25 protein-coding genes and 1 tRNA gene are annotated in these 25,632 nt (G+C 54.1%); 19 read left to right on the forward strand and 7 right to left on the reverse strand.

Going from position 1 to position 25,632, the window contains the following annotated elements; genetic code table 11:
- Positions 1 to 93: 93 nt before the first annotated feature.
- On the forward strand, positions 94 to 906 hold the full coding sequence (locus ACYVGU_RS09400; protein ID WP_460621830.1) for an alpha/beta fold hydrolase: 813 nt from the start codon (positions 94 to 96) through the stop codon (positions 904 to 906).
- Entirely contained in the window at positions 903 to 2,096 is a 1,194-nt protein-coding gene (locus ACYVGU_RS09405; RefSeq protein WP_460621831.1) for a sensor histidine kinase, read from the forward strand. Before ACYVGU_RS09400 ends, ACYVGU_RS09405 begins: the two co-directional genes overlap by 4 nt.
- An 86-nt stretch (positions 2,097 to 2,182) precedes the next feature.
- Here ACYVGU_RS09405 and ACYVGU_RS09410 read toward each other — a convergent pair whose 3' ends face one another.
- Positions 2,183 to 2,365: a hypothetical protein gene (locus ACYVGU_RS09410; protein ID WP_460621832.1), complete on the reverse strand. Its 183-nt coding sequence runs from the start codon at positions 2,363 to 2,365 to the stop codon at positions 2,183 to 2,185.
- Positions 2,366 to 2,797: 432 nt separating this feature from the next.
- Positions 2,798 to 3,715, reverse strand: a complete 918-nt coding sequence (locus tag ACYVGU_RS09415; protein WP_460621833.1) for a hypothetical protein — start codon at positions 3,713 to 3,715, stop codon at positions 2,798 to 2,800.
- Between the two features lie 862 nt (positions 3,716 to 4,577).
- Between ACYVGU_RS09415 and ACYVGU_RS09420 the strand changes: the two genes are divergently transcribed.
- Complete coding sequence (locus tag ACYVGU_RS09420; protein WP_460621834.1) at positions 4,578 to 4,697, forward strand: transposase-like zinc-binding domain-containing protein; 120 nt, start codon at positions 4,578 to 4,580, stop codon at positions 4,695 to 4,697.
- Between the two features lie 202 nt (positions 4,698 to 4,899).
- A complete protein-coding gene (locus tag ACYVGU_RS09425; protein WP_460621835.1) occupies positions 4,900 to 5,031 on the forward strand; it encodes an IS1 family transposase in 132 nt (43 codons plus the stop codon).
- A gap of 623 nt (positions 5,032 to 5,654) precedes the next feature.
- Here the strand turns inward: ACYVGU_RS09425 and ACYVGU_RS09430 are convergent.
- Positions 5,655 to 5,728, reverse strand: a tRNA-Ile gene (locus ACYVGU_RS09430).
- 163 nt (positions 5,729 to 5,891) lie between these two features.
- Between ACYVGU_RS09430 and ACYVGU_RS09435 the strand changes: the two genes are divergently transcribed.
- Genes ACYVGU_RS09435 through ACYVGU_RS09450 form a run of 4 tightly spaced genes read left to right on the forward strand, consistent with a single transcriptional unit; the run spans position 5,892 to position 9,129 of the window.
- Positions 5,892 to 6,551, forward strand: coding sequence for an HAD family hydrolase (locus ACYVGU_RS09435; RefSeq protein ID WP_460621836.1), 660 nt, complete (start codon positions 5,892 to 5,894; stop codon positions 6,549 to 6,551).
- Positions 6,511 to 7,770, forward strand: coding sequence for a site-2 protease family protein (locus ACYVGU_RS09440; RefSeq protein WP_460621837.1), 1,260 nt, complete (start codon positions 6,511 to 6,513; stop codon positions 7,768 to 7,770). The genes ACYVGU_RS09435 and ACYVGU_RS09440 overlap by 41 nt, the downstream gene beginning before the upstream one ends.
- A 43-nt stretch (positions 7,771 to 7,813) precedes the next feature.
- A complete protein-coding gene (locus ACYVGU_RS09445) occupies positions 7,814 to 8,449 on the forward strand; it encodes a hypothetical protein (RefSeq protein ID WP_460621838.1) in 636 nt (211 codons plus the stop codon).
- Positions 8,450 to 8,472: 23 nt separating this feature from the next.
- Complete coding sequence (locus ACYVGU_RS09450) at positions 8,473 to 9,129, forward strand: hypothetical protein (RefSeq protein WP_460621839.1); 657 nt, start codon at positions 8,473 to 8,475, stop codon at positions 9,127 to 9,129.
- Positions 9,130 to 9,201: 72 nt separating this feature from the next.
- On the opposite strand, the gene ACYVGU_RS09455 is transcribed toward ACYVGU_RS09450, so the two are convergent.
- Positions 9,202 to 10,392: a phosphoglycerate kinase gene (locus ACYVGU_RS09455; RefSeq protein WP_460621840.1), complete on the reverse strand. Its 1,191-nt coding sequence runs from the start codon at positions 10,390 to 10,392 to the stop codon at positions 9,202 to 9,204.
- Between the two features lie 272 nt (positions 10,393 to 10,664).
- Between ACYVGU_RS09455 and ACYVGU_RS09460 the strand changes: the two genes are divergently transcribed.
- From ACYVGU_RS09460 to ACYVGU_RS09505, 10 genes are all read left to right on the forward strand, one after another.
- Positions 10,665 to 13,358 (forward strand): D-alanine--D-alanine ligase family protein, encoded by a 2,694-nt coding sequence (locus ACYVGU_RS09460; protein WP_460621841.1) that lies wholly within the window; start codon positions 10,665 to 10,667, stop codon positions 13,356 to 13,358.
- Positions 13,359 to 13,474: 116 nt separating this feature from the next.
- The gene (locus tag ACYVGU_RS09465; protein ID WP_460614583.1) at positions 13,475 to 14,260 is read left to right on the forward strand and encodes a PASTA domain-containing protein; all 786 of its coding nucleotides are present in this window, start codon (positions 13,475 to 13,477) and stop codon (positions 14,258 to 14,260) included.
- A 121-nt stretch (positions 14,261 to 14,381) separates the two neighbouring features.
- On the forward strand, positions 14,382 to 16,253 hold the full coding sequence (locus tag ACYVGU_RS09470; RefSeq protein WP_460621842.1) for a T9SS type A sorting domain-containing protein: 1,872 nt from the start codon (positions 14,382 to 14,384) through the stop codon (positions 16,251 to 16,253).
- A 121-nt stretch (positions 16,254 to 16,374) separates the two neighbouring features.
- Positions 16,375 to 16,674 (forward strand): rhodanese-like domain-containing protein, encoded by a 300-nt coding sequence (locus ACYVGU_RS09475; protein ID WP_460614585.1) that lies wholly within the window; start codon positions 16,375 to 16,377, stop codon positions 16,672 to 16,674.
- Positions 16,675 to 16,882: 208 nt separating this feature from the next.
- Positions 16,883 to 17,335, forward strand: coding sequence for a MarR family winged helix-turn-helix transcriptional regulator (locus tag ACYVGU_RS09480; protein ID WP_460621843.1), 453 nt, complete (start codon positions 16,883 to 16,885; stop codon positions 17,333 to 17,335).
- A 30-nt stretch (positions 17,336 to 17,365) separates the two neighbouring features.
- Positions 17,366 to 17,803 carry an organic hydroperoxide resistance protein gene (locus ACYVGU_RS09485; protein ID WP_460621844.1) on the forward strand — a complete coding sequence of 146 codons (438 nt, stop codon included), beginning with the start codon at positions 17,366 to 17,368 and terminating at the stop codon, positions 17,801 to 17,803.
- A 151-nt stretch (positions 17,804 to 17,954) separates the two neighbouring features.
- Positions 17,955 to 18,950 carry an NADP-dependent oxidoreductase gene (locus ACYVGU_RS09490; RefSeq protein ID WP_460621845.1) on the forward strand — a complete coding sequence of 332 codons (996 nt, stop codon included), beginning with the start codon at positions 17,955 to 17,957 and terminating at the stop codon, positions 18,948 to 18,950.
- 137 nt (positions 18,951 to 19,087) lie between these two features.
- On the forward strand, positions 19,088 to 19,768 hold the full coding sequence (locus tag ACYVGU_RS09495; protein WP_460621846.1) for a type 1 glutamine amidotransferase domain-containing protein: 681 nt from the start codon (positions 19,088 to 19,090) through the stop codon (positions 19,766 to 19,768).
- A 293-nt stretch (positions 19,769 to 20,061) separates the two neighbouring features.
- Positions 20,062 to 20,292: a hypothetical protein gene (locus tag ACYVGU_RS09500; protein ID WP_460614591.1), complete on the forward strand. Its 231-nt coding sequence runs from the start codon at positions 20,062 to 20,064 to the stop codon at positions 20,290 to 20,292.
- 141 nt (positions 20,293 to 20,433) lie between these two features.
- Positions 20,434 to 22,365 (forward strand): ABC-F family ATP-binding cassette domain-containing protein, encoded by a 1,932-nt coding sequence (locus tag ACYVGU_RS09505; RefSeq protein WP_460621847.1) that lies wholly within the window; start codon positions 20,434 to 20,436, stop codon positions 22,363 to 22,365.
- Between the two features lie 146 nt (positions 22,366 to 22,511).
- Here ACYVGU_RS09505 and ACYVGU_RS09510 read toward each other — a convergent pair whose 3' ends face one another.
- From ACYVGU_RS09510 to ACYVGU_RS09520, 3 genes are all read right to left on the reverse strand, one after another.
- Complete coding sequence (locus tag ACYVGU_RS09510) at positions 22,512 to 23,282, reverse strand: hypothetical protein (RefSeq protein WP_460621848.1); 771 nt, start codon at positions 23,280 to 23,282, stop codon at positions 22,512 to 22,514.
- 106 nt (positions 23,283 to 23,388) lie between these two features.
- Positions 23,389 to 23,739 (reverse strand): DUF952 domain-containing protein, encoded by a 351-nt coding sequence (locus tag ACYVGU_RS09515; protein ID WP_460621849.1) that lies wholly within the window; start codon positions 23,737 to 23,739, stop codon positions 23,389 to 23,391.
- A gap of 155 nt (positions 23,740 to 23,894) precedes the next feature.
- Entirely contained in the window at positions 23,895 to 24,281 is a 387-nt protein-coding gene (locus tag ACYVGU_RS09520; protein ID WP_460614595.1) for a hypothetical protein, read from the reverse strand.
- Between the two features lie 154 nt (positions 24,282 to 24,435).
- On the opposite strand from ACYVGU_RS09520, the gene hppD reads away from it, so the two are divergent.
- The gene (gene hppD / locus ACYVGU_RS09525) at positions 24,436 to 25,569 is read left to right on the forward strand and encodes a 4-hydroxyphenylpyruvate dioxygenase family protein (RefSeq protein ID WP_460614596.1); all 1,134 of its coding nucleotides are present in this window, start codon (positions 24,436 to 24,438) and stop codon (positions 25,567 to 25,569) included.
- Positions 25,570 to 25,632 lie beyond the last annotated feature (63 nt).

Raw genomic sequence — 25,632 nt, forward strand, 5'->3', positions numbered from 1 at the left:
CTCCTACCTACCACTCGTACAGTAAAGTATGAGACTGGATGGTCGGCGGCAGCTAGGCAGAATAGAGTGTCTTCAGTTCCTGATTTCCCGCATATGGATGTTTTAAAGCGCAACAACGTCACAGTTTCCGGGTCAGGAGAAGAGGCCATCATGTTTGCCCACGGTTTCGGCTGCGACCAGCGCATGTGGAGGCTGGTAGCGCCAGCCTTTGAGGCTGAGTACCGGGTAGTGCTTTTTGATTTGGTAGGCGCGGGCAACTCTGATTTGGCCGCCTACGACCCCGACCGCTACAGCTCCCTTTCCGCTCATGCCGACGATATTCTGGAGGTAATTCAGGCGCTTGGCTTGGAGCAGGTAATATTCGTAGGGCATTCGGTTAGCGCCATGACGGGCGTGTTGGCTGCCATCCGGGAGCCGGCCCGGTTTGCCAAGCTCGTGCTGGTAGCGCCGTCTCCGCGCTTCATTAATGATATTGGCTATACTGGTGGTTTTGAGAAGACTGATATTGAGGAGCTACTCGAGGCCATGGACAGCAACTATCTGGGTTGGTCGGGCGCCATTACGCCTGTAATCATGGGCAACCCAGATAAGCCGGAGCTAACGGAGGAACTGCACCAAAGCTTCTGCCGCACTGAGCCCTCTATTGCCCGTCACTTTGCTCGCGTCACGTTTCTAGCCGATAACCGAACTGACCTGCCCCTGGTTTCTACGCCTTGCCTTATTCTGCAATGTGCTCATGATGCGCTAGCCCCCGTAGCAGTCGGAACCTATTTGCAGCAGCAGCTACCGCACAGCCAGCTCGTCATCCTCAATACCTCAGGCCACTGCCCGCACCTGAGTGCGCCGCAGGCTACCATTGCCGCTATTCAGCAGTTTCTGGCTTCCGCCCCGCTACCAGTATCATGAGTGTGCCGGACGATGAACTGCTGCCGGAGTTAGACCTGCGCCTCACGCAGGAAAACCTGGATGACCTTTACGAGCATGCGCCGTGCGGGTATTGCACTTGCCTGCCCGATGGCACCCTAGTAAAATTAAACCAGACCCTGCTCACGTGGCTGGGCTATGCGCGCCAAGAGTTAATAGCCCGGCACTGCCTGCAACAGCTCCTAACCGTTGGCGGACGCCTGCACTACGAAACGCACTGCTCTCCGCTGCTGCTGCTGCAGGATCAGGTTCGGGAACTGAGCTACCTGCTTCGCCGCAAGGATGGCACTACCCTTCCGGTTCTGATGAACGCCACCCTGATTCGCGACAGCAACTCGGAACCTCTGCTGATTCGCGTAACCCTGTTTGATATCACCGAGCGGCGCAAATACGAGCAGGAACTGCTGCGAGCCAAAACCCAGGCTGAGGATCAGCGCGAGGAGCTGGCTCGTGCCAACGCGCAACTAATTCTGCAGAACGAGAAATTAGTTCGGATCAACTCTGATCTGGACAATTTCGTGTACACCGCCTCGCACGACCTGAAACAGCCCATCCACAACATGACGGGCCTGTTTGCAGAACTCAAGCGCACCACCACTTTCCATGATCCGGACGCGCCCGGCATGGTATGCATGTTTGAGAAGGCCCTACAGGAAATCTTGAGCACCATTGAGAGCTTGACGGAGCTAGTACAGATTCAGCGGCAGCTGGAGCAGGTGCCAGCAGAACTTATTGATCTGCAGCCCTTCACAGAGGAAATCATCAGTAGCTTGCAGCCCCATTCACCCCAGCCGGAGCCTCACATTGAGCTGCTTTTTGCTGCGGCTCCTACCCTGCGCATTGCACGGGCCAGCCTGCACAGCATCCTATATAACTTATTGAGCAACGCCCTGAAGTATGCCGAGCCCCATCGGCCACTACACATAAAGCTAACCACCCATCAAGAGGGCAATACCTTTATCCTCCGCATCCAGGACAACGGTCGTGGCATCAATATGGAGCGATACAGGAGCGAGCTGTTTCAGCTGTTCCGACGGTTTCATCCGGAGGTACCCGGTTCCGGCATCGGGCTATACCTAGTAAACCGACTGGCACACCAGGCAGGCGGGCATATAGAGGTAGAAAGCGTAGTAGATCAAGGCACCACCTTCCAAATTTATCTTCCCCAATAGGAAACCTTCGTTCAAGCAACGACACGCACGTCAAACCGCAAAATGCGCTAGTTTTACCTTGTTAGCTAAGGCGGCAGCTCGTCCTATTATTCCGGCTTGGTCTCCTCCTGCTCGTCTTCCTTATCCAGCGCTATTATTTCGTTTACTATAACGTCTGGGTTAAACAAACCGGTCAATGCAGCTAAGTCCTCCAACGTGTGGTCTTCCTGTTCAAGCTTCATTTCTGGCTGCTTTGGGTGCTCGTTTTGGGGGTACTGGGTAGTGTCCATAGTTTTAACTTACTACTATTTCTAGATTAATCTTTTATATACATCAATTTAAGTGATCTCCAAAAGTCGGACAGTTTATGGCGGCAATATTAGTCAACGCCATGAAACGAAGACATAGCTGTATCCACTTTAAAACGATGCTGCGATGCACGTAGCCCAGTTCACTCCCTAATGGGGATAGATCTTGGCGGCGAACGGCAGCAAGGCTACCTGTGCTTTGTCGTAAATTTTCAACTGTTGAAAGATAAGTGGCGTCACTTGGCCCTAGTGTCTATTTGTAGCTGCTACTTATCCCGGATGACATGCGGAAGGACAATAGCCCGACCTATCTAACCGGTCAGTCCGTCAACGAATGATCAGATTCATCTGCTTCTGTTTCACAAACCAGTGGAGAAACTTGCTTAAAAACAACTACAAAATTCTGTTGATCTGTTAATCATTGAACTTTCTTCCCATAGCCAGAAGTATCTTACGCTTAGCTAGGTTTTCAACCTTTGTAAAAAAGGCACGCTTATTATAGCGCCACAGCAAGCGTAGATGCCTATCATATTGATGAATAATAGATACTACCTGGCCATCGACATTTAGTATCCTTTTTTTTGTGTCAAAAGATATATTATTAAATGGCTTAAAGGTAGTCAGCGTACTTACCTCTCCTTCATCATCATTAACAATTATTGAATTTTTAATTTTTGATTTATATAAAAGATAATTGTGTATCCCTTGTTCTAGCACGCCAGTTTGCGGAGGAATGCTAATAATTAACTGCACCATAACATCAACGTATTTTATAAAATATTGCGCTGTTCCATATACTACACCGCAGCAAGAGATAGGATTGTCGCCAATTTCATTTAGCACATCTTCACCAAAGCCTGCTTTTATCCATAGAGCATTATATTTTTGTGATTTTATAGTTTCTGATCTATCCTCCAAAAAGCAATACACACCATCCTGCCATGGCTTAGAAAAAATATCTTCTTGAAAATATACATCACGGGTGTCAGCATGTAATATCCTTTCATAAAGATGCCCATAAAGTGACATAAATACCTTATAAAATATAAATCTAAGACTATTAGGGGAAAATAACTGATCACTCTGCTCAGGCAGCGCCTTAATTAGATTCACCTCCTTAAAGTAAGGATATGTTTCTTCATAAGTGATACAAATAACACCATCTTGGCGAAGCTTCACCAAGCATTCATTATCTAATTTTGAAACAAACCATACTAAATCACCATCGTAGCCAGTTTCGCGTAAGCTTTCAACAAAAGGGAGAAGGTCACTATATTTATACTTGGAGGCAAGACCAATTACCAAGTTTTTACCTTTCAGATTTAAGTTCATTGTAATAGTGTTGAAGTTCTACAAAATTAGATAAATAATATTAAACAAGTCAATATTTTTTTATATTGTTATTGGAGCACCACCTAAATATTCAACAATATTTAAGTTTAAATAAAAACTATCAATTGTCTAATAACCAAAAAAAAGCTTGTAATCAACTACTTACCATACATACTCAAGTCAGTATACTTAAAATCACTCAACCTAACTAACAGGTTGCTACCCATATTCCCACGCAAAGCTAGATTTCTATCGAATCACCGTCCAAATTGCCAGAAAGCCTTCTTTGCTCAGTTTTGAGGAAAGATTATATGCACGCATGGTAGGTATATAATTAAAGTCAGAACCGATGCTAGACATTTGAATATATGAGATACGCGCGAACCAATGCGACAGAATCAGGTACTCTACTAAGATAGCTGGATGAATAAAGGAGACTTCGTTTACGTCAACTGAACCTTAGGTTGCTGTTACTGCCGTAGAATGTTACCACATTACAAAAAAATTTACTGTGTTTTTGAAGCTGTACCAGCTTACGAAACATAGAAATCTTAATAGTTGGTTTCTAATCTGATTCATTGCCTAAGTCCCCCTCGTTCACTGCACTCCACTTTAGCCACCACCCCATGCTTAGAGAGACTAGGTTAACCTCAAGGATAAGCTAAGCATTTAGCTTGGTTTGAATGTTGATGAGAAATTGCGATTTAAAAGAGAGGTACACAAAGCAACTCGATATAAATCATATTGAAAAAGTTTTTTTTAACAAAGTAAACTTAAAAAGTGCTAGTTCCTTGTAAGAGCCATGGCTTGTGCTTTTTAATGTGGCGATGGTCTAATGGAGGGTGAGTTCGTATAAGCCTAGATGATAACGACTCATCATGTCTGCAGCCGGTGCGCGAGCCTGCAGATTCGCAAAAACGGCAGTAGTGGTGGCCGGGCCAAGCACCAGTGCACGAGTTGCGGCCATCAAGGCTATTTTTAGCCGGCCTCACTGGCTCGGGTCGCACGCTACGCCCAAGTTAAAAAAGCTGCTGGTGGAACGCGTCTCGCAACGCGCGATTGTGCCCCTGACGAGCGTCTCGCGCATGACGGTGGCCAAACTGGCAAAAAGCACTGGCTCCGCCTCAGGCGCGCCCCAAGCCCAGCCGGCCCCAGTACTGGAACTAAATGAACTGTGAACGTTTATGGGTCGTAAACGGCGAAAAATTTGGCTGTGGCTGGCCATAGAGCGCTACACCCGCCGCATTATCGCGTGGGTACTAGGCACCCGCAGCACGGCCACGGCGCGTTGGCTCTGGCTGGCGGTGTCGGCTTAGTATCGCACCGGTACGTACGGATAAGTGGGAGGCCTACCGGCAGGTGCTGCCATCGGCCGCGCACCGGCCCAGTGCCAAAGGCCGACGGCCACATCAGTATAGTGGAAGCTGTTAACTTTTCCCTGCGCCAACGCTGTGCCGTGTTCGTGCGCAAATCCTGCTTGTTCAGTCGCTCGCTGGCTATGCATCGTGTTCGCTTGAAACTCTGCATCGAGGACCCTAACCACCGATTCACCTTCCACTAGAACACCACAGAGTAATTTAAAGCCACTTGTCAGCTTCACGATGTCCCGGGCTCGAATCGGTAGTTCATGCCAATTCATTAGCCTCCAAAGCCGCCGTGCTCTGCAGCGCTGTTGCTACCATCGCCAATCGGTGGCTAAACTTCCACAGGTACCTAGTAGAGTAGAAATTCTCGGCGGCTTTGGTAATAATACTCCTGCCCACCCATGGTAACCGCCTTTAATGTAATCTCGATAGGTACTCTAGTTGGAAAAGTATGTTTTCCCGGTCTTAAGTTCATCGGTAGATTCCCGTCGTAGGTGAAAGTTTACACCTTGTTTTATCAGCAAAAAGCAAAAAACCCCATCAGGATAATCCTAACGGGGTTAAACTTATATTAGTGGGCCCAACTGGAATCGAACCAGTGACCTGCTGATTATGAGTCAGCTGCTCTAACCGATTGAGCTATAGGCCCGATGCAAAATCAACGATTCGCTCGTTGGTTTCAGCTGCGCAAACTTCGACTTTTGTTGGCGAATTTGCAAAGGCAACGCGTGCAGATAGACAAAAAGGGGCGATTTACCGGTTTGGCATCTGCAGGCTTTGTGAGCTTGGAATACCCCCTACTCCTTTTCCTTATGTCAACGAAGCCAAACCTCCTTTTTGATTTTGGGGGCGTAATTATCAATATTGATTACAGCCTGACTTTGGCGGCAATGCGCCAGTATGGGAGCAGCATTGAGTTTACGCAGGCCGCCCAAGCGGAGCTATTCGACCTGATGGAAACCGGGCAACTTTCGCCTCAGCAGTTCCGGGAGGGGTTACGCACCCATTATCAATTAACTGCCACCGATGAGCAGCTGGATGCGGCCTGGAATGCGATGTTGCTAGATGTGCCGGCCGAAAGGTTGGCGCTGATTGCCGAGCTACGGGCGCAGGGACATCAGACTGCCTTGCTCTCCAATACCAACCAGATTCACATCGAGGAAATAAACTGCCGCTTAAAAACGCAGTACGGTTTGGAGCACGGCATTGCAGATTGCCTTGACCGAGTGTTCTACTCCCAGCAGGTAGGCTTGCGTAAGCCGGGCGAAGAAATTTTCCGGCATGCGCTGCAGCAGATGAACTGGAAGGCCGAGGAAACGTTGTTTATCGAAGACAGTCCTCAACACATTGCCACGGCTCAGCGGTTAGGACTACGCACCCTGTTCCTGACTCCGCCGCTCACGCTGCCTGACGCTTTGCCCGCTGCTATCCGTGCCTTCCCCCGAGAATACTCCGCCCCTACCCCTGCCTGATATTCAGGCGCCTTCTTCTACCTCGTATACTTCAGTTGAAGCGGCCCAAGATGCGGCCGCGGCATTTCAGCGCTATGAGCGCCGACCGTTGCCGCGCTTCTGGCAGTATGGGCTTCATTTGCTGCTATTTTTAGTTACGCTGCTCACTACCACGCTTGCTGGCTTGGTGCTTACGGCTGGAGCCATTACCGAGAAATATCCACCTTATGACCTGCTACTGCAGCCGTGGCCTCAGATGTTGGCGGCTCTGCAGCCTGGGCTATGGTTTTCGGTACCATTTCTGGGCATGCTGGTAGTGCATGAGTTTGGGCACTATTTTATGGCGCGCTACTATCAGATTCGGGCGACGCTGCCGTATTTCATTCCGTTCCCATTGGGAATTGGCACGTTTGGGGCAGTTATTCGAATCAAGGACCGAATTTTCTCCCGGCGGGAATTCTTTGATGTAGGGCTGGCGGGGCCGCTGGCTGGGTTTATAGTGGCGCTGGCTGTTATAGTGTATGGTTTGTTGAATTTGCCTCCTCTTGAGTATCTGTATGGCATTCATCCGCAATACCGCATGTATGGGGCTAACTACGCCAACTTTGTGTATCCGCCCGGCCAAGAAGTTAGTGCAGTGCTGGCCCAACCATTACTTTTTCAGGGCCTAGCCTCTTTGCTGGCTGACCCAGCTCGGATGCCGCACCCGATTGAACTGATGCATTACCCGGTGTTGGTTGCGGGCGTGCTGGCTCTGTTTTTCACAGCGCTGAATCTGCTTCCAATTGGGCAGCTGGATGGCGGGCATATTGTGTATGGATTACTAGGCCCACGCCGGGCGGCAAGGGTGTCGGCGGTGCTATTCATTGGCTTTATCTTCTATGCAGGCTTAGGACTTTTTTCCCTGCGCTCTGACCAGGACACCTGGCTTTACGGAGCCGCGCCCTACGCCCTGTATTTGTGGTTGGTACTGCGGCGCGTGGTGCCTACTGCGCGGCGGGCCATTCTGCTCGGTATTAGTATCTGGCTGGGGCAACTGGCTTTGGCGTCGGCGGCGCCCGGGCTGGAAGGCAACCCAAGTTGGTTGGCTTTTGGGCTGATGTTGGCCCGACTCACCGGCATATTTCACCCTCCGGCACCCGATGAGCGGCCGCTTTCCCGTAGCCGGAAAGTGCTGGGCTGGCTAATGCTGGTTATTTTTGTGCTGTGCTTTACGCCTACTCCCTTTATTTTTCGCTAAAGCTATCTGCCAAAGGGCCTACTCGCCCGGATTGGCTCTGCTAATGACCTTTTCTACTTTTACTCAGTCTCATCTGTTTCGTGGCACTACGGTGCTGCTACTGCGCCAGCATGGGCTTTATGTCAGCCAGAGCAACCGAAACGGTGCGCCGTGGCTTGAAACCGAAATTCCGTACGAAGAACTATTGCCCGTGGAGCTGGAATATGCCAGCCCGTCTTCGCTGAACATTGAGCCCCTCCTGATAGCGGGGTGGTTAATTGCACAGACGGCTTTCTACCTGACAAATCAGAAAGCAGCGCCTTTACTAGTCGGCGGTTTAGGGTTTCTGCTAGGTCTATGGACAATACTCCTAATACGCCGTCGCCTTGCCCACACCATCACGCTGGGTACCAACCGCATTCGGGTTACGCTGCGCGACCAGCCTAGTAAACGCCCGGCGCTGGAGGCTTTTGCCCACGAGCTGCGCCTGCGGGCACACGGGTATTTGCGCGATGAATACGCCCAGATTAATCCGCTAGGCCCCATTGAGCTGCAACTGCATCGGCTCAACTGGCTGCATCACCTTAATGTACTGTCGGCGGCCGAGCTTAAAACCCTAAGCACCCGCCTCACGGGCCGCCTCTCACTTGATCCGCTCAAGCTCATGGGCCAGGACTTGGAGACGCCGTACGTGAACTAAATAGTATTTTTGCTTTCCTTACTGTGGACTCATCCCTGTCTATGCTACCAGAGTTAAAGCAGCCCTATTCCCTCATTGGCTATTCGCATCTTACCCTTCAAGAAACAGGCTTACGGATTGAGGAAAAGCGGTTTTTCAAACGGTCCGATATCCTGATTTCCTACGAAGAATTGCTACCCGTTGGAATTGGCCGGTATCATACTTTCCCTTTCCGATTGACGCTTGCTGCCCTATTTATTGGGTTTGGCTGCTTAAAAGCAACTTATACTATCGTTGCGCAACCAACCCAGCGTGAGTCTGCCATGTGGCTGCTACTTATTTTAACCGAACTCCTGCTGGGCGTAAGCAGCTATGCTTTACAACTCTGGCGACATGATTTTCTTATCACTACAGCCAGTGGTAATATAGCCGTGTTTGACAGCACTAGAAATCAGGAAGCGATAGTCTCGTTTGTCAGCTCGATCCGTGCTCATACTACGCAGTATCTAATAAAGCAGTATGCCAAAATAGATCCGTTGCTGCCAGTCGAGCCACAGTTAGCCCGTCTGGAATGGCTCCGTAGTATGGGAGCACTTAATGACAATGAATTTCATAAGCTAAAAACGCGCCTCATCGGTCGGTTTTATGGTTCTGACAATATGTTAGGCACTGAATACGGCCTTGCTCCATCAGCCAACTAGCTCAGAAATAGAACAACAAAAAACCACCGACTGAAAAGTTGGTGGTTTTTTGTTGTTCTATTCAGTGCTGCTCTACCGGCCGCCTAGGGCAGTTACACCAGGCAACTCCTTGCCTTCCATGTACTCGAGCAGGGCGCCACCGCCAGTGCTTATGTAGGATACCTGCTCTGAGAAGCCGAGCTGATTCACGGCCGCCGCGGAGTCGCCGCCACCGATGAGGCTGAAGGCGCCAGCTTTGGTGGCATCGGCAATGGCTTGGGCAACGGTTTCGGTGCCTTTAGCAAAGCTGCTCATCTCAAACACGCCCATCGGGCCATTCCACAGAATGGTTTTCGACTGGCGCACGATGTCAGTGAAGGCTTTGATAGATTCCGGACCTAGGTCGAGGCCGAGCCAGCCTTCCGGAATCTGGTCGTTCGGGGCTACTTTGGTTTCCGCGTCGTTAGCGAATTTGTCGGCAATGATGCTGTCGGTGGGCAACACCAGGTTTACGCCTTTGGCTTTGGCCTTTTCGATGAGCTCCAGAGCCAGGTCCATTTTGTCCGCCTCCAGCAAAGAGTTACCGATCTGGCCGCCTTGTGCCTTGGCAAATGTGTAGGCCATGCCGCCGCCGATGAGCAGGTTATCTACCTTATCAAGCAGCTTCTCGATGATGAGAATTTTGTCAGAGATTTTGGCGCCGCCCATGATGGCGGTGAAGGGGCGCTCGGCTTCTTCCAGTACTTTTTTGGCGTTGTCTAGCTCGCCTTGCAGCAGGTAGCCGCCTACCCGGTCTTCGGGCGCAAAGCTCTCAGCAATTACAGCCGTAGAAGCGTGCTTACGGTGCGCGGCCCCGAAAGCATCATTTACATATACGTCGCCGAGTTTGGCCAGCTTGGTCGCAAACTCAGGGTTGCCTTTCTCTTCTTCGGCGTAGAAACGCACATTTTCCACTAGCAGAATCTGACCGGCTTGCAGCGCCTGCGCCTTTTCTTCGGCCTTCAGAGCATCATCAGCAAACTGCACCTCCTGGCCGTACTCCTGGCTTAGGCGTGCCACAATGTGCTTCAAGGAGTACTTGTCTTCTGGTCCGCCTTTGGGCCGACCCAGGTGCGAGAGCAGCACCACGGAGCCGCCATCAGCCAGGATTTTCTTGATAGTAGGGGTAGCAGCCCGAATGCGCGTGTCGTCGGTGATGGCGAAGCTCTTATCGAGGGGCACGTTGAAATCTACGCGCACCACGGCACGCTTGCCGGCAAAGTTGTACTGATCGAGAGTTTTCATGCAATGGAAATGGGTTTGGCTGGGGCGAAGGTAAGATTTTGAGCTAAGCAGCTGGTAGAAAACCCGGCATTGGGCAAAATCTAGCGCTTTCGTGCAGAAACTGCCCTAGCAACCTGGGCGCTTTTGGGTTGGGACTAGGTTGCCGAAATGCGGAAACCAGCTGTTTTGCTCCCTATGACACGTTATTGGGAGGCACTTTGTTGGGGTGCGCAAGCTAGTAGCCCGTATGGGTTATTTCCGCACCTCCCGAAATACTACCTTTGCCCCTACGTATGAAAATAGGCATCTTCTTCGGCGGCCCGTCGCGTGAGCGGGAAATCAGCTTTGCGGGCGGCCGCACCGTGTACGATAATTTGGATAAGTCCTTGTTTGAGGCTGTGCCCGTGTTTGTGGACAGCCGCGGCAACTTCATCCGGCTGGAGTGGGAATACATCTACAAAGGCACCATCCGCGACTTTTACCCGCCCGTGTCGGCGCTGCCGCGCACGGAGCTACCGGTGCAGATGTACTTTGAGAGCTTGGGCGAGTTGAGCTTGGTCGAGCAGGACCGCATCATCTCGGAGGTAGGCCAGTGCGTGCAGCCCCAGGAGCTGAGCAGCCTCATGGACTTCGCGTTCCTGGCCCTGCACGGCCCCGGCGGCGAAGACGGCGCCATTCAGGGTTTGCTGGAGTGGTACGGCATTCCGTACTCGGGCTCCGGCATTTTACCTTCGGCCTTCGGCATTGATAAAATTGCCCAAAAGAAGCTGCTTAAAGCCCTGGGCCGCCCTACCCCCGACTTCCGCCTTATCACGGCGGAGGAATGGGATGTGGCCGATACCCAAGCTACCCTCGACTACCTCGTGCGGGAGCTTGGTTTGCCGTTGGTGTTTAAGGCTCCGCGCCAGGGCAGCAGCATTGGCGTGAGCATTCTGCGCGAGGCTGATGTGGCGAAATTTGCCACGGCCGTAGAGCGCAGCTTGTTCCGCAAAACCGTAACCCAGCAAGAGTGGCAGGCGCTATCGGAGCAAAAGAAGATTGTGTGGCTGCAGCAGCTAGTGGATATCCGCGAGGGCATCGGCCTGCCGGTTGTGCTCAATGAGGAGCCCGAGCTGATTTACCAGCCGGAGCAGTTGCTACGCGTGCTGAATGAGCGCCTCCAAACGGCTAGCTCGGTGCGCCTGACCAGTGTAGAAGGCGAGACGCAGGTGTTGGTGGAGAGCTTCGTGCATGGCCGCGAGTTTTCGTGCATTGTGGTAGAAGACCCCAATGGCAAAGCGCTAGCCCTGCCGCCCACGGAAATCGTGAAGGGCGAGGAGATGTTCGATTACCGCTCAAAGTACCTGCCCGGCCTGTCGCGCAAAATCACGCCTATTGACCTGCCCGAAGCCGAAATTCAACGCATCCGCGAGGCCTGCGAGGAAATGTTCCGCACCTTCGGGTTCCAGGTATATGCCCGCCTTGATGGCTTTATTGGCTCTGATAGCAAGCTGTTTCTGAACGACCCGAACACAACGTCGGGTATGTTACCGGCGTCGTTCTTCTTCCACCAGGCGGCTGAAATTGGGCTGAACCCTTCGCAGTTCCTGACTTACCTGATCCGGACTTCGCTAGCTGCTCGGCGGCGGGCAGGGCTGCGTCCGGTGAAGTTGGCGGGGTTGCTGACTCAGTTGGATGCGGCCGTAGCCGCTAGGGCCAGTGAGGAGCGCAACCGCACCAAAGTAGCCGTGATTATGGGCGGTTACTCCTCGGAGCGCCATATTTCGGTGGAAAGCGGCCGCAACATCTACGAGAAGCTGAGCTCCTCCATCAAGTACGAGCCCGTGCCCGTGTTCCTGACCGGCAACAGCCAGGAATTCCGCCTGTATGTGCTACCCATTAACGTGATGCTTAAGGACAACGCCGACGACATCCGGGAGAAGGTAGAACACATGGAAGCGGGCCACAGCCTACACCCCATTCTGGAGCACATTCGTCGTGAGGCCCAGGCTATTACCAGCACCTACGCTGGTCAGCTTACGGCCCAACCCCGGCGTGTGTCGTTTGAGGAGTTGGCCGGGATGGTAGATGAGGTATTTATTGCCCTGCACGGCCGGCCCGGCGAGGATGGTGCTTTGCAGCGCGAGCTAGAAAAATTCGGCCTGCCCTACAACGGCTCGGGCGTAGAAAGCTCCTCTATCACCATCAACAAGTTCGAAACCAACCGTCGCCTGCGCGAAGCCGGCTTGCGCGTGGCTGAGCACCGCATGGCCAACCGCCTGGAGTGGGACGCCGACGCGGAAAGCTTCTACCGCAGCCTGGAAACGCAGTTCCCCTACCCCTTCATTGCCAAACCCGCTGATGACGGCTGCTCTTCAGCCGTAAAGAAAATCAAAAACCGCGAGGAGCTGGAGGCCTTCACGCGCCTGATTTTCCGCGGTCAGGAAGACCTGATGCCCGCCGAGGCCACTACCCTCAGCCTGGGCTTCAAGGAGGAGTTCCCGCAGAAAGAAGCTTTCCTGGTAGAAACGCTCATTGACCGCGACGGCGCTGCACACTTCCTGGAAGTAACCGGCGGCCTGCTCACGCACTGGGATGAAAATGGCGAGCTGAAAATTGAGGTGTTTGAGGCTTCCGAGGCCCTAGCAACCGGCGAGGTACTGAGCCTAGAGGAGAAATTCCTGGCCGGTGAAGGCCAAAACATCACGCCCGCCCGCTATGCCGCCGACCTGACGGAACGCCAGCGCGTGTCGGAGGAAGTGAAGAGTGAGCTGCGGCGCGTGGCGGAAATCCTGAACATTCAGGGCTATGCTCGCATTGATGCCTTTGTGCGGGTACGGCAGAACGGAGCCGTAGAAGTCATTATCATTGAGGTGAACTCCCTGCCCGGCATGACGCCCGCTACCTGCATCTTCCATCAAACCGCCCTAGCCGGCTACACCCCCTACGACTTCATCGACCGGATTTTGGAGTTTGGGAAGCAGCGGACGGAGAAGGCAGTGGTATAAGCAGCAAAGAACCTTGTCTCCCGCTTCCAATGAAGTGAGGAACTAGCCTACTAATCCCTAGTTTTGTCGGCCGCTTCGGTGGCGCTTCACTAGCTTTTAACTCCTAGCTACTCCCGATGTCTTTTTTTAAATCCGATACTCCGGCCGACCTGCTCAAACACGTGCTGGTGATTTTGCTGGCGACGGGTATCCTGGTGTTCGGGTTCTTCTATGTGTACCTGCCCATCACCACTAACCACGGCGAAACCATTGTGGTACCTAAGGTAACGGGCATGAACCAGACTGATCTGGAAGATTACCTCGATGAGCGCAACCTAGCGCACTTCGTGGATGACAGCACGTACCGTCCCGATATTCGGCCCGGCACGGTGTTGAACCAGGAGCCAAAAGCCGGAGAGAAAGTAAAAGAAGGTCGCAAAATCTATATCACGGTGGCCATGAAGAACCCGCCGGTGATTAAGATGCCCAAGCTGACCGACGGCTCGCTGAAAAACGCCCAAATGATTCTGAAAAGCTATGATTTGATTGTAGGTCAAATTAAGCTGGTGCCCAACATTCAGAAAGATGCCGTGTTGCGGCAGTTTGTGGGCGGCAAAGAAATTACGCCCGGCGCTCCTATTGCCAAGAACACGCGCGTTGACTTGGAGGTGGGTGACGGCCTAGGAAATCAGGAGTTCCCGGTGCCTAACCTCGTAAATATGCCTGCTGATGAGGCATTTACTCTGCTGGCTGGCCAAGGCCTAATGGTAGGAGAGAAGTTCTATCAGCCCGCCCAAGACGGCGAAACGGAAGGCTCCATTGTAAAGCAACGCCCCGTGTCAGGCCCCAATACGACCATCCGGATGGGCCAAATGGTTGACGTTTGGATTGCCGGTGAAGAGCCCGTGAAAGCGGTGGAATAGCCGAGTTGTACTACAATCAGAAAAGGTTCGTTGGCAATTGCCAGCGAACCTTTTTTGTTTCCCTTCGTGAGGACATGGCAGGCTGTTCGCTCCCTCCACTCTATTGCCGTACTTTGCCCTGATGACAACTTCGTTACGCTTATTTTTTGGGTGCCTTCTTCTACTAGGTCTGGCTTCGCAGCAAAGCCTAGCCCAAGCGGTGGTGCGGCCGTTAGGGGCTGAACCTGCCCACCGAGCCAGCCCTACGGCCGGAACGCGGCGCGGCGCAGCTTTAACGCTTCCTTTTTTCGATGATTTTGCCAGCCAGCCCGAAGGCCGACCCGATGCCCAGCGCTGGGAAACCAGCGGCGGGACCCTCATAAACAGCCGTTTCCCGCGGCGACCTCCTACCCGGGGAGTAGCCACACTCGATGGGCTTTCGGCTTCAGGACGACCAAGGGGCCCGGTTTCGTTTATCGGAGATGCTGATTCTTTGGTTTCTCAGCCTTTGGATTTGAGTGCGCTTTCCACAACTGACAACGTATACCTAAGCTTTTTCTGGCAGGCGGGCACACTTGTTGGGCCGCCCTCACCCAGCGGAACTCGCCCGATTGCGTTGTATGTCGATTTTCTGGACAGCGACCAGCAATGGCGGCAGGTGTGGCAGCTGCGGAGCCAGGGCGATACCACCAACTTCCGATTTAAGGCCTTACCCGTCAATCAGGCAGGTTTTTTTCACAGCCAGTTTCGGTTCCGGTTTCGTGTGAGCGGCTACCTCTACAATGCCCGCGATGCCTGGAGCCTCGACTACATCCGGATGGACCGTAACCGCACGGCCACCGACTCTGCCTTCCGCGACATTGCCACCAGCCGCCCCTTGCCTAGCGCCCTTAAGCGCTACGCCGCCATGCCGGTGGCACAGTTCAACCAGAACCCAAGCCAAGAGCTAACCGACCGCACCGGCACTACCATTAATAACCTGGATGCCGGCCCCGCTCCTACCCCTATCACCTGGACCGGCACCCTGGAAGTATTGCCCAGCGGCCCACGGAGCCAATTTCTGGAGGGTGGCCTCTCACTAGATGCCAACGCGCGCCAGCAGCCCGTTACGGGTAACCCCAGTACCGCTTCTGTGCCGGCTACGGCGGCCACCAAGGTACTGCGGCAGCGCATTACACTGGTCACCAACGAAACCAACCCGCTTACGCTCCCCAACGATACCATTACGCGCCTAACGGAGCTGAGCGACTATTATGCCTACGACGACGGCACCGCCGAAGCCAGCATCAGCCTGCCGCCCGTGTCAACGGGACCAGCCAGCTACTATGCCCTTCGCTTCGACCTTAACCAGCCCGACCAGATACGTGCTATCCGGTTGGCTCCCGGGCTGATTACGGCGGCTGGCCGGCCTATTACACTTAACATTTGGGATGACGATGGCACGGGCAAACCAACGGCAACACCCAAAGCCACTAAGTCGTTTGTGATTCCGGCCACGTTGCCTGCCGGCCAAAACTTTGTAGAAGTAGCCTTCGATGCCCCGGTTCCGGTGAGTGGTACGTTTTACGCCGGCTACGGGCAGGGTGCTATAGGGCAATACATTGAGTTTGGCTTGGACCTGAACAATGCGCCGCCCGCTGGTTCTTTCTTTATTAATGCCCAGGGCACTTGGTCGGCCATTACTACGGCCACGGCCACTAGCCCTGCCGGCGCCCTGATGCTGCGCCCCGTGGTCAGCAGTGTAGTTACCTCATCGGCCGCTCCGGCCGAGGTAGCGGCGGGCTATCAACTGTTTCCTAATCCAACCCGTGATGGCCGCGTGCAGGTGCAGGGCCGCTATGCCCGCGCATCTGCTCTGGATGCCTTGGGCCGGGTAGTGTGGGAGCAACCCACGGGCCAGCGCGGCCAAGCCATTTTGGCGATGCCTGTATTGCCGGCTGGCCTGTATTTTGTACGGCTCACGCTTCTGAATGGCCAAATTGTAACCAAGCGCCTAGCTGTAGCGGCTCACTAGGGTTCCGCCTACCACAAACCCTGGTTGCTCAGTAGGTGTGGCAGTTTCTTCTTATTGTTGCACCCAGAAAAGCGCCACCACCCCTACCCCTTATTCCCACGAAACGTAACCAATGCCTTACATGAACGACATCACCGCTGCTGAATTGAAAGAGCGCCAGGCCGCTGGCACGGCTCCCGTTATTATTGATGTGCGCGAGCCTTGGGAAAATGAAGAAAGCCGCATTGAAGGCAGCCAGAATATTCCGCTCGGCACACTCCCAACCAAGCTCGACGAACTGGAAGACCTGAAAGAGCAGGAGGTGGTAGTGCATTGCAAAGGCGGCGGCCGCTCCAGTTCGGCCAAAGCTTTCCTGACGCAGCAAGGCTTCAAGCATGTCCGCAACCTAGTAGGCGGTATGCAGGCCTACCAGCAGGCCTAGTTTCCTAAAAAGCTTTGCACTAGCCCTGAAACTGCGCACCGCGTGGTTTCAGGGCTTTTTGTTGGCATCAGCGTGCAATGATGGATGAAGCAACTGTCCAGTCTAAATTTTATTGGCTTGTCAGACAGCATTTTATCTTGCCAGTACTTATTTTAATTGTGCACAACCAAACATTGCACAACCATATTCAGTTAACTACACCAGAAGCATGACTCAGACGCCCAACTTCCCCGACACGAACCCGCTGCTGCAACTGGAAAACCAGTTGTGCTTTCCGTTGTATGCCCTTTCGCGGATGATCACTAAGGCCTACCAGCCGCTGCTGCAGGAACTTGACCTTACCTATCCGCAGTACCTAGTGTTTCTGCTGCTGTGGGAGCACCAAGAGCTTACAGTGAAGGAGTTGGGCGAAAAGCTACTGCTCGACTCGGGCACCTTAACACCTCTGCTGAAGCGCCTGGAGCAAAAGCAATGGATTAGCCGCCGCCGCGACCCGCGCGATGAGCGCTCCGTGATTATTGGGTTGCTGCCGGCGGGGCGAGCTCTGCAACAGCGGGCTTGCCAGGTACCGGAGCAGCTTCTAACTAAGCTCGATATGTCGCCGCCTGAGTTTGAAAGCTTACGGCAGCAACTCAACACCTTACTTACCCGGCTGGCCTAGCCATCTTCATTTACCATTTAACCACTTCTCATGAAAATCGAGAAAATCTTCACTGCTCAAGCCAAAGCCAAAGGCGGCCGTGACGGCCACGTGACCACCAATAACAACGTGCTCACGGTTGCCCTCAGCACTCCCAAAGAAATGGGTGGCCCGGGCAAAGCGGGTGCCACCAACCCGGAGCAGCTTTTTGCCGCTGGCTATGCCGCCTGCTTTGAAGGCGCTTTGGGGGTAGCAGCCCGCCAAGCCCAAGTGAAGTTGGAAAACGTTACGGTTGAAGCGTTCATCGGCTTTGGCAAAGCCGAGGACGGCGGCTACGGCATTTCGGCCGACCTGCACGTGAACCTACCAGGTTTTGAGCAGGCCCAAGCCGAGCAACTAGTGGAAGCTGCGCACGGCATTTGCCCTTACTCGCGCGCTACCAAAGGTAACATCGAGGTAAACCTGACTACCACCACTAATGCGGCCTAGCCCTTTGCAGGCCACGTAGTAACGCTGTCATTCTGAGCAGCACGCAGGAGCTTTTCCCGGGTGAACGGTTAATTCTGTACCGGCGCCAGAAGCAGTTGCGTTGCGCTCAGAATGACAGTTTTATTTTCCTCTCCATCACTACCTCCGCGCTATGCAAACGCAAACTATCCTGCTGGCCAGTCGCCCGAAAGGGGAGCCGACCGCCGCTCAATTCCAGTTTGAAACCCTGGAGCTTCCACCGCTTCAGCAGGGCCAGGTGCTGCTCAAAACCCGCTATGTTTCCGTCGACCCGTATATGCGAGGCCGGATGAACGCGGGCAAATCGTATGTGCCACCGTTTGAGGTAGGCCAGCCCATTGCCGGTAGTGTGGTCGCCGAAGTGGTGGAAAGTAAGCTGGATCAATTTCCGGTAGGCACTCTGGTAGTGGGGAACCTGCCCTGGCAACAATACAGCATTTCGGAGGGTCAGGGTCTGCAGCAAGTACCTGCCGACCAGGCCCCTATCAGTTATTACCTGGGATTACTCGGCATGCCGGGCATCACAGCCTATTTCGGGCTGCTCGATATCTGCCAGCCAAAAGCCGGCGAAACGGTCGTGGTTTCAGGTGCTGCCGGCGCCGTGGGCATGCTCGTAGGCCAAATTGCCAAGATTAAAGGAGCGCGCGTGATAGGCACGGCCGGCTCCGATGAGAAAGTGGCCTATCTCAAGCAGTTGGGGTTCGATGAAGCCATCAACTACAAAACGGCTAACATTCAGGCGGCGCTGGCGGCCGCAGCCCCCAATGGCGTAGATTGCTACTTCGATAATGTAGGCGGCGCTATTACGGACGCCGTGTACAACCTGCTGAACAAGCACGCCCGTATTGCCCTCTGCGGCCAGATTTCCAGCTACAATGCCACCGAGGCGCCGGTTGGCCCGCGGCCCGAAGGCAAGCTGCTCACTACTAGCTCCCGCCTGCAAGGCTTCATCGTGAGCGACTATTATCAGCGGTGGCCCGAGGCGGTAAAGCAGCTTACCGAGTGGTACAAAGCCGGTCAGCTCCAAACCGAGGAAACGATTACCGACGGCTTCGACCAGATACCAACGGCGTTCCTGGGCCTGTTTAAGGGCGAAAATACCGGCAAGGCCATCGTGAAGGTTGCGTAAGTTTTAGGCCCTAGTCCTTTACTACCCTTTGCTGCTGCGCAAACTGTCCACAACTCTTTGCCGTAATCTACAGTTCAGCTTCGGCGTGCGTCCTTACTTGCACCCAAGTCACTTTCCACCACCTAATTTTCTTGCAAATGAATATTTTAGTAGTTCTTACCTCGCACGACCAACTAGGCAACACTGGGCACAAAACCGGTTTCTGGCTGGAAGAATTTGCCGCCCCCTACTACGTGTTTAAAGATGCCGGTGCTACGCTCACACTGGCTTCGCCCAAAGGTGGCCAACCTCCGCTAGACCCCAAAAGCGACGACCCCAGCGCCCAGACGGAGGCAACCGAGCGTTTCAAAAAAGACCCGGAAGCCCAAAAGGCGTTGGCCAACACGGTTCCACTCTCGTCTGTTTCGGCCGCTGATTTTGATGCTGTGTTTTACCCCGGCGGCCACGGCCCTCTATGGGACCTGGCTGAAGACCGTACATCCATCGAGCTGATTGAGACCATGTACAACGCTGGCAAACCCGTAGCAGCTGTATGCCACGCCCCGGGCGTGCTGCGCCATGCAAAAGATGCCACCGGCAACCCACTGGTGAAAGGCAAATCGGTAGCTGGTTTCACGAACACCGAGGAAGAAGCTGTGCAGCTAACCAATGTCGTTCCCTTCTTGGTAGAAGATATGCTGAAGCAAAACGGCGGCAACTACTCTAAAGGCGCTGACTGGGCCCCCTACGTCACGCAAGACGGCAACCTCATCACGGGCCAAAACCCGGCTTCATCGGAGCCAGCGGCCGAAGCTCTGCTGAAAATGCTGGCTAAGTAACTAGGTCCGATTGGCGCGCAAACTGCCCCGATGGCTTCTGAGATAGAAGTCATCGGGGCAGTTTTTTGTGCAGACTGGTGTAGTTGTCACTTCCACTTTTTAGTACAACTCAGTCGTTTGCCTCTGAGTTAATTATGCTTGCCTGTTCCTATCTACGGTAGAGGTTACCATTCCTGAGTTGCCATGCCGTGCTGGTGCTCATGCCATTAGTAGCATGCTAAATTTCTGTGGAGGGCGCGCCAAATCCTCACAACTTCTTATATTTCCTGCCTTATCCGTTCCCTTTTGAGCATATGAGCAAGATTCTGGAAGAAATTGACCAGGTGCTGGCCACCTTCGACTCCAGCCACGGCCGTCCGGTTGCCATTGAGCTAGGCGAGCGTAAGTACACGCAACTCGTGCTGGATGTGGCTCATCTGTATGAAGGCGACAGCCTCACGCACAACACTGGCCGCCCGCTGGCCTACCGCGGCCTCGAAATCCTGCGCGACGACACTCACCGCGACCGGGTACGGGTGATATAAGTGGCAAGTGAAGAGCTGAAAATAAGGACTGGTGAGTTTGCTGTTTGGCTGTACTACTAGGTAGGCCTGAACATTAAACCCACCGTTCACATTTTCACCTCCTTCTCCTTTCACAACCCTCCCTCTCGTACCTTTGCAGGTATGAATCTGCTTTCTGCTGAGAATCTCTCAAAAAATTACGCCGACCGGTGGCTGTTCCGGGACCTGAACTTTGGCTTGCTCCAGGGCCAGCGCGTAGCCTTCGTGGGCATCAACGGCACTGGAAAAACCACGCTCATGCGCATCTTGGCGGGCCTTGAGCAGCCCGATACGGGCTTGGTGAGCACCCGCAAAGGCATCCGGGTTACGTACCTGGGCCAGCAACCGGTGTTTGATGAAAGCCTAACGGTAGAAGAAACCATCTTCGCCAGCCAGAACGATACGCTACGCGCCATTAAGGAATACGAGCACGTCGTCAATGACCCCGACCACAAGTCTGATGACCTGCAGCGCGTGCTGGAGCGTATGGATGCGCTTAATGCCTGGGATTATGAGGCGCAGGTGCAGCAGATCTTAAGCCGACTGGGCATCCTCGGCGAACTGCTGACGCGCAACGTTAGCCAGCTTTCGGGTGGGCAGCGCAAACGAGTGGCACTGGCCCGCGTGCTCATCGAAGAACCCGACGTACTGCTGCTCGACGAACCAACCAACCACCTGGACTTGGCTACCATTGAGTGGCTGGAAAACCGCCTGTCGTCGCCGAGCCTGACGCTGCTGATGGTAACCCACGACCGGTACTTCCTCGACAGCGTGGCCAACGAAATAGTGGAGCTCGACAAGGGACAGATGTACCGCTACCAGGGCAACTACGCCTACTTTGTAGAGAAGAAAGCCGACCGCGAGATGCGGGAAGCCACCGAGGTAGAAAAGGCCCGCCAGCTGTTTAAAAAGGAGCTGGAATGGATGCGCCGCATGCCGCAGGCCCGGGGCACCAAGCAAAAAGCCCGCATCGACGCCTTCTATATTACCAAGGAGAAAGCTAGCACCAACCTCAGCAAACAGCAGGTGGAGCTGAGCGTGAAAACCACGCGCCAGGGCGGTAAAATTATTGAAGCCAGCCACCTCAACAAGAAGTTTGGCGACAACGTGGTGCTGGATGATTTCAGCTACGTGTTCAAGAAGAAGGACCGGATTGGTTTGGTTGGCCCCAATGGCGCGGGCAAATCCACGCTGCTGAACATGCTCACGGGCAAGCTCCAGCCCGATTCGGGTACCATTGAAGTGGGCCAGACCACCGTGTTTGGCTACTACACGCAAACGGAGCTGGAATTTGACCCTTCGCAGCGAGTTATCGACATTGTGAAGGAGGTGGCCGAAATTGTGGAGCTAGCCAACGGCGACGTACTCACGGCCAGCCAGTTTCTGAGCTTGTTTCTATTTCCGCCGGCCCAGCAGTACACCATGGTAAGTAAGCTGAGCGGGGGCGAAAAGCGCCGTTTGCAACTGCTACGGGTACTTATCAAGAACCCCAACTTTCTGATTCTTGACGAGCCAACCAACGACCTGGACCTGGGCACGCTCAACATTCTGGAAGACTTCCTGCTGCACTTTGGCGGCTGCCTGATTATCGTAAGCCACGACCGGTACTTCCTGGATCAGTTGGCCGACCACCTGTTTGTGCTGGAGCCCGGTGGGGCCGTGCTCAACTTCCCCGGCAACTACACCGACTACCGCGGCTACCTGGCCGAGCGCGAAAGTGAAGCCGCCGTGGAGTCCGCTGAGAAAGAAGCCAAGCAGGCGCGCGCCGCTGCCAAAGCAGCCGTTGCGGCCCCAGCGCCAGCGCCGGTTGCAGCTGCTCCTAAACCTAGCGAGACGCCTAAGCGCAAGGCCACCTTTGCCGAAAAAAAGGAGTACGAAACGCTGGAAAAGGAGCTGGAGCAACTCGAAATCCAGAAGCAGGAGCTAATAGGAAAGCTGAACTCCGGCACTGGCTCCCACCAAGAGCTAGCCGATTGGGCCGCTCAACTCAAGCGCACCGACGCTGACCTCGACACGAAAGGAGAGCGTTGGCTAGAGCTTGCCGAGCTCGTATAGCCCAAGCACCTAGTCCATCAAAAAGCCCTTCCTGAACTATATCAGGAAGGGCTTTTTTACGGGCAATTGAATTTGCATTCGGCAGTGATTGGCAAGCTACATCACTCTTACTGAATGATTTTGCCTTTTCAGATACTACCTAAGTACTAGATACCCGGAATCTGGGTGAAATCGAACTGCACGGGGCGCTCATTGAAGAAGGCCACGAGGCGCACGCGTTTCATGTAGTCATTCCGGGGAAAATACACCTGGCCCGTAACTCGTTCCCCCGGCTGCAGCGTGGTTCGGAGCAGCACCGACGACTCCAAATGGGCTAATTTGTTGTGAAGCTCATCGGCTTGCTGGGCATGTTGCTCTCGCTGTTCCTCAAAAAACGCGTTGTCGCTTTGGTGGCGGTCGTCGCGCTCCGCAACTTGCTCGGCTGTTTCTTTCTTTTTGATGCTAGCTACATCTTCGGCCACATGGCTTGCGCTGGTCAGGATTTCAAACCAGCTAACGTTTGTGGCCTTGGCGGCCTGCTTGTCGCGCTTGGCGGCCAACTGCTGCAGTTGCATCTGCGGGTCCAAGGCCGGAACCTTAAGGTGTTGTATTCCCTGAGCCAGCTGGGCTTCGGCCAAGGAATCGTTCGGGAGCATAAGGTAGTAGAAGGTTTCGGGCACAACTACTACAGGCTGATCGGAATAATTAGTGAACTGTGCTTCAAAAACCAGTGCTTTCTGCTCGTAGCGTACAAAACCCAAGCGAACTAGCACGCTGTCGGGGTGGCGCACCACGCTAGTAGGGTGGCCATCTACCCAGGGCCCATCGTAGCGGTTGGGCAGCATCTTGAGGAAAGATGTAGAGCTGCAGGAAGTTAAAAGCACTAGGCACCACAAGGCCGCAAACCCCTGCCCGATGCGTAAGGATGAAATAGTCATTAAAGTAATTTCTGGAAGGATAACTACTGACCAGAGCCGGCGCAAAAAACTAACAACTACGCCGGCGCTATATAGTGTTTCTGCACCGCAACAATAGCTCCAAGTTCTACTGTACTAGCCCTTCAGGCAGCTCAAACCGCCCCGCAGCATCGGCACCAAACACCCACCAGCGCCGCACGACAGCCAGTGGCACCGGCCCGAATACATGCGCGAAATGCTGCTGCCGGCTCTCCACCCACTCTCGCTCCAGACCCACTCCGGCCGCAGCCAGCGCTTCTTCGTCCCATTCTAGTAACACTAGGCCAGTACGATGGGGGTAGTAGCGGTGGGCTGTTTCCAGAATCTGGTGCTGCTCCGAGCAGTGAATGAAGCCCTCGGCTGCTAGGTCGGGGCTGGCAAAGAAGCCGGTTTGCTGGGCCTGCTCCCAATCGGCGGGGTCGGCAATGCGGTAGAGCATGCGCTAATGTTATAGATGAAATGCCTGCTCATGCCAAGGCGCAGCCGACGCAGCTTACGGGTTCTAAGAGGGCTAGTACCCACTTGGCTCCGTGCAAGCTGCGTCGGCTGCGCCTTGGCATACTTTAGGTGATTAGAGCAAATGTACTGCTCAGCTTACGCCTTCCAGAGCTCCTGCTGCACGGCTTTGCCTACCGTTAGCATGATGCGGGTGGGGCTGGGTACGAGCGTAATACGCGCCTCTTTGCCGGGGTACTTCTCGGAGTCAACCCACACGCCTTCTTTGGGCGAGGGTTTGCCGCCGGTGCTGGAGGGCAAGTAGGCCGTAGGCAGCAGCACGTCGGTATCCGAGTTCAGGTCGTTGTGCACTTTCTCTAGGGCCGCCTCCAGGAAAGGGCCGTACTCTTCGTTGAAATCGTCTTCCAGATCGTGCAGTTCCTCCTCTACATCATCGTAGCGGGCGTCGTCGTACGACATCTCGTGCAGCAACTGTTTCTTTTCGATGAGCGCAACGAGGGCGCGGTCGAGGTCCTCCTTATTCATGGCCACGGGCAATAAATGGTGTGTTGCAAAGGTGCGTAGGAATTGGGGAATTTACGAAGTTCCGGAAGCGCATGTTGGCAGAAGCGCCACGAATCCGGCTATTCCTGTATTTTTACCAACGCATTCTATCCACCCGTTACTTCATATCCCGCCCATGGAAACCATGACTTCGCCGGCCGTACAGGCCCATCCCGCCCACGATTTTCTGCCGCTCAATGGCACTGATTTTCTGGAGTTTTACGTCGGTAATGCCAAGCAGTCGGCGTATTTCTATCAGGCGGCTTTCGGCTTTGAGCTGGTAGCCTATGCCGGCCCCGAAACCGGCGTGCGCGACCGGGCCAGCTACGTGCTGCAGCAAAACAAAATTCGGCTGGTGCTCACTACCTCCCTCCTGCCCGACTCCGACATTACCCGCCACGTAGCCCAACACGGCGATGGTGTGAAGGTGATGGCCCTGTGGGTAGATGATGCCCGCAAATCGTTCGAGGAAACCACCAAGCGCGGCGCCAAGCCCGCTTTTGAGCCCTATACCATCGAGGACGAACACGGCTCCGTGACGCTGTCGGGCATTTATACCTACGGCGAAACCATCCATACCTTCGTGGAGCGCACCAACTACTCGGGCCCATTCCTGCCGGGTTTCGTGGCCCGCAAAAGCAACGTTCCGCAAGGCCCGGCCGTGGGCCTGCAGTACGTCGACCACTGCGTAGGCAACGTGGGCTGGGGCGAAATGAACCAATGGGTGAAGTTCTATGAGGACGTGATGGGCTTTAAGCTTCTCATCACCTTCGATGACGACGACATCAGCACCGAGTATTCGGCCCTGATGAGCAAGGTGGTGTCGAATGGTAACGGCTTCGTGAAATTCCCCATCAATGAGCCTGCCGAAGGCAAGAAAAAGTCGCAGATTGAGGAATACCTCGATTTCTACCACTCGCCTGGGGTGCAGCACATGGCCCTTATCACCAACGACATCCGCACGACGGTAACGGAGCTGCGCCGCCGCGGTGTGGAGTTTCTGCAGGTGCCCAACACCTACTACGATGACCTGCTGGACCGCGTGGGCCACATCGATGAGGATCTGGACAGCATCCGCGACCTGAACCTGCTCGTGGACCGCGACGAGGAAGGCTATTTGCTCCAGATTTTCACGAAGCCCGTGGAAGACCGCCCCACCGTATTTTATGAAATCATTCAGCGCAAAGGCGCCAAGAGCTTCGGCAAAGGCAACTTTAAGGCGCTGTTTGAGGCCATTGAGCGTGAGCAGGCCCTGCGCGGCAACCTATAAGTTTACTAGCCCTCTAGCGTAAGAAAAGCCCGGTCAAGCAATTGGCTGGGCTTTTTTGGGCTC

The organism is Hymenobacter tenuis (genome assembly GCF_054780495.1).